The organism is Aquitalea sp. S1-19 (assembly GCF_024343515.1).
Map to the genome: position 1 here is coordinate 1 of NZ_RJTZ01000163.1, position 4,051 is coordinate 4,051.

Here is a 4,051-nt window from a genome sequence, read left to right on the forward strand (position 1 = left end):
CCTCGCGCGGCCATATCCGCCTTGCGTCGGCCGACCCGGCCCAGCCGCCACAGATCGTGATGAACTATCTCACCACCGACTACGACATCGACACCACACTGGCAGGCATAGACTGGGCGCGGCGCATTGCCGCCGCCCCTGCACTGGCTGCAGTAACCGAATCCGAGACCTACCCCGGCGCGGCCATCCGGGAGCGCGAAGACTTGGTGGCGTTTGCCAGACGAAGCGGCACCACTGGCCACCATCCGGTCGGCAGCTGCCGCATGGGCAGCGATGAGGCTTCCGTGGTCGATACCGAGCTTAGGGTACGCGGCGTCAGCGGCCTGCGCGTGGTCGACGCGTCGGTGATGCCGCTGTTGATTTCCGGCAACACCAACGCCACCGCGATCATGATAGGTGAGCGCGCAGCCGAGTTCGTTGCCAAGGCGCGCCGTGCCCGCCTCAAAACTGGCGAGAAACACAGTGCCTCCATGACCCCCAGCCCTGCCGCCGCTCTGTAACGGCAAGATATACGCATGGCACAAGTCCCCGCCATGGCCGCCGGGGTGCGTAAACGGCAATTCAGTGCCGGCAAACGGCTGAAAACGGCGCCACCGTGGGCCGAACGGCGTCCCCTCTACAGAAGGCCTGACATGCAGCCACAGCAAGCACAAGACATCGCCCCGGCACTGAGTGCCTGGCTCGCCCAGCGTCACGGCGGCAGCGCACGCATTCTGGCACTTCACCCGCCGGCACAGGGCTATTCCAACGAGACCTGGCTGCTTGATGCCGAACTCGGGCCGGAGACCAGACGCCAGAGTCTGGTGCTGCGCCTGGCTCCAACAGGGGTCGGCCTGTTTCCCGGCTACGATCTGGCGCTGCAGTACCGGGTGATGGCGGCGCTGGCAGACAGCCCCGTGCCGGTGCCCGATCTTTATGGCTTCGAGGATGACGCCTCCGTGCTCGGGCGGCCGTTTTACCTGATGCAGCGGATCGAAGGACGGGTGCCAAACGAGAACCCGCAATACCATATTCAGGGCTGGCTGGCCGAACTTGACGCCGACAGCCAGCGCCGCCACTGGTTTGCCGGCATAAAAACCGCCGCGCAGGTGGCGCGCATAGACTGGCGTGCGCAAGGGCTTGATTTTCTTTCGCCCGGCTCCGACCCGCTGACCGTTCAGCTGGACGAACTGGCGACTTTCCTGACTTGGACCGAGGCGCAGGCACGCCCCTATCCGCTGATCCGGCGCGCGCTAGCCTGGCTTGCCGCGCACCGTCCGCCCTCCCGCCGTGCGGCGCTGGTGTGGGGCGACGCCAAGCTGGGCAACCTGATCTTCGACGACGCAGGCAGGGTCGCTGCCGCGCTCGACTGGGAGAGCGCACATATCGGCGACGCGCTTGAGGATCTGGCGTGGTTTCTGGTGCTCGACCGCTCGCTGTGCGAAGGCTACGGCGTGCCCCGCCTTGCCCACCTGCCCTCACGCGAAGAAAGCATTGCCTGCTGGGAAGCGGCCAGCGGCGAATCCGCGGCATGCCTGCCATGGTTCGAACTGTTTGCCGCCGCCCGCCTCGCGGTGATCATGGCACGGCTGGGCAAGCTTTTTACCGAGCGCGGCCTCGTCCCGCCCGAGTTCGAGATGGACACCCACAACGGCGGCTACGCGGTGCTTGAACTGACACTGGCCGAACTGGGCATCACGGAGCAGGCCACATGCTAAGCCGCGGCGACGACTACCCCATCCACCAGAAACCGGTGCCGCTGGCCGACGCCGGCTGCGAACGCAACTTTTACGACCGCTACTACTTCAATGCTTACAGCGCAGACGGTGATACCTATTTTGCCGCCGCGCTTGGCGTCTACCCCTACCTTGGCATCATGGACGCGCACACTTTTGTGCAGCGCGCAGGCGTGCAGCGCTGCGTGTTTGCCTCGCGCGCATTGAACGGCGAGCGGATGGACACCCGGGTCGGGCAGATCGCCATCGACGTTATCGAGCCGCTGGCCCGCCTTGATGTGCGCATCGCCGCGCCCGAACTCGGCCTGTGCGGCCGGCTTTCATTCGCCGGCCGCAGTGCGCCGCTGGAAGAGCCGCGCTTCATGTGGCGCGACGGGCCGCGCACCGTGCTCGACCTGACGCGCATGACCCAGCTCGGACACTGGCAGGGAGAATTGCAGCTGGATGGGGAAACCCTCGTCGTTGATGGCTGGCGCGGCACGCGCGACCGCTCGTGGGGCGTGCGCCCGATAGGCACACGGGATGCGCAGCCCATGCTGCCGGCTGCGCCGATGCAGTGGTTCTGGCTGTGGGGGCCGACGCATTTCGACGACTGTGTCGTGCACTTTCATAGCAATGACGACGCGCACGGCAACGGCTGGAACCGCCAGTGCGTACTGGTGCCGACCGACGGCGGCCCGGCGCACCACCTGAGCCAGCCGCGCGTGCACGTCGAATACCGCGCAGGCTGCCGCCAGATCGCACGCGCAAGCGTGACTGGCACCCTTGCCGATGGCCGCAGCGCGACCCTGGCGCTGGAATGCGGCGAGCGCGTCTATATGCAGGGGGCCGGCTACAACCACCCCGAGTGGGGCCACGGCCGCTGCCACGGCGAGTTTGCCGTCCACGGCGAGACGCGCGACTGCCGGGCGCTCGACCCCAACGACCTGGCGCAGATGCACCTGCAGTCGCTCACCCGCGCAACGCTCGCCATCGACGGCGAAAGCACGCGCGAGGGGTGTGGCGTACTCGAGCAGATGCTGCTCGGCCCGCACGCAGCGTCGGGGTGGACATGATGCTGCCAAGCGACGCCTGCCAGGGGTTGCCGCTCAGGCGCGGGATGCTCTTTCGCGCCGGCGTGCTGAGTACACACGACGCGGCGCTGATCGCGCCTGCGCGCGCGCTCGGTATCCGCCACATCATCGACTTCAGAAGCGTACACGAGCGCGACAACGAACTGTGTCTGTGGGGTGCGCTCTTGGGCGTGCGCAGCCAGCGGGCGCCGGTTGCGTCCGATGTGCGCGCAAGCGATGCGGCGAGCGATGCGCTGATCGCCGCCTTTATCCGCCAGCCCGACGCTGACGCTGCGCGCGTCCTGATGCGCGCGCTGTATCACAGCTTCGGCTATGCCTTTTTGCCCCATCTGCGCACCCTGCTTGCGCCTTTGGCGCTGGGCGAACCGCTGCTGGTGCATTGCACGGCCGGCAAGGACCGCACCGGCTTTGCCTGTGCGCTTATTGCCCGCGCCGCCGGCGTTCCCTACCCGCAAGTTATCGACAACTACCTTACCCATGGGCAGCAGGCCGCCCGCGGCCCTCAGGCGGCAAGGCTGCGGCAGATGCTCGCGCATTATCTGGGGTCAACGCCCGACGATGCCACCCTCGCCGCCCTGAGCGGTGTCGACGCAAGCTATCTGGACACGGCATTCGATGTGCTCCTTACGCGGCACGGCAGCATTGACGCCTATCTCGCGGCAGGCGGAATCGATGCGGCGATGCTCGCAAAAGTGCGTGGCACGCTGGTGCACGAGCGGTGACGGCAAGGCTGCGTAGCGCCCCGGGCGCTAACGCAGCAAGAATCCCCGCCCGATTTCATCTTCCGGCTCCAGCGACCAGCTGGCACGGCCGCTGTAACAGGCCCGCCCGCTCACGCGCACCGTCACGGCCTGATAGCCATCAAGCGGAACTTCCCCAGTCACGCGGCCAGCAAAACGCGCACCGGTCAGGCTTTCAAACACACAGTCCTCGCCCACGGCAACCAGGTTGCGGGCGTGGCGCAGCGCCATGCGCGCAGTCACGCCGGAACCGGTAGGACTGCGGTCGACCTCGGCATCGGCAAAGATGCACACATTGCGGCTGATGCCGTCGCCGGCGCGCTCGCGGCCATCGGTCAGGATGCTGCCGTAAAGAAAGCCCAGATCTTCCGCCTCGGGGTGACGCACGCGGATGCTGCGCCGCACCGCCTCCGACAGCGCGCTGGCGGCATCGACCAGATCGCGTACCCTGCCGTCCAGCGACACGCCAAGACAAGCGGCATCGGTCACGGCGTAGAAAGCACCGCCGTAGCCGATATCCACG

The 4,051-nt window shown here is 67.0% G+C and carries 5 protein-coding genes; 4 read left to right on the forward strand and 1 reads right to left on the reverse strand.

Going from position 1 to position 4,051, the window contains the following annotated elements:
• The 4 genes from EGI20_RS16350 to EGI20_RS16365 form a co-directional block, all read left to right on the forward strand.
• On the forward strand, positions 1-500 hold a 500-nt coding region (locus EGI20_RS16350; RefSeq protein WP_498632742.1), incomplete at its 5' end, for a GMC oxidoreductase.
• A 132-nt stretch (positions 501-632) separates the two neighbouring features.
• On the forward strand, positions 633-1,697 hold the full coding sequence (locus EGI20_RS16355) for a phosphotransferase family protein (protein WP_498632743.1): 1,065 nt from the start codon (positions 633-635) through the stop codon (positions 1,695-1,697).
• Positions 1,691-2,770 (forward strand): Rv3169 family protein, encoded by a 1,080-nt coding sequence (locus EGI20_RS16360; RefSeq protein WP_498632745.1) that lies wholly within the window; start codon positions 1,691-1,693, stop codon positions 2,768-2,770. The genes EGI20_RS16355 and EGI20_RS16360 overlap by 7 nt, the downstream gene beginning before the upstream one ends.
• The gene (locus EGI20_RS16365; protein WP_498632088.1) at positions 2,767-3,510 is read left to right on the forward strand and encodes a tyrosine-protein phosphatase; all 744 of its coding nucleotides are present in this window, start codon (positions 2,767-2,769) and stop codon (positions 3,508-3,510) included. The genes EGI20_RS16360 and EGI20_RS16365 overlap by 4 nt, the downstream gene beginning before the upstream one ends.
• Positions 3,511-3,537: 27 nt before the next feature.
• Here EGI20_RS16365 and EGI20_RS16370 read toward each other — a convergent pair.
• On the reverse strand, positions 3,538-4,051 hold a 514-nt coding region (locus EGI20_RS16370; RefSeq protein ID WP_498632747.1), incomplete at its 5' end, for a proline racemase family protein.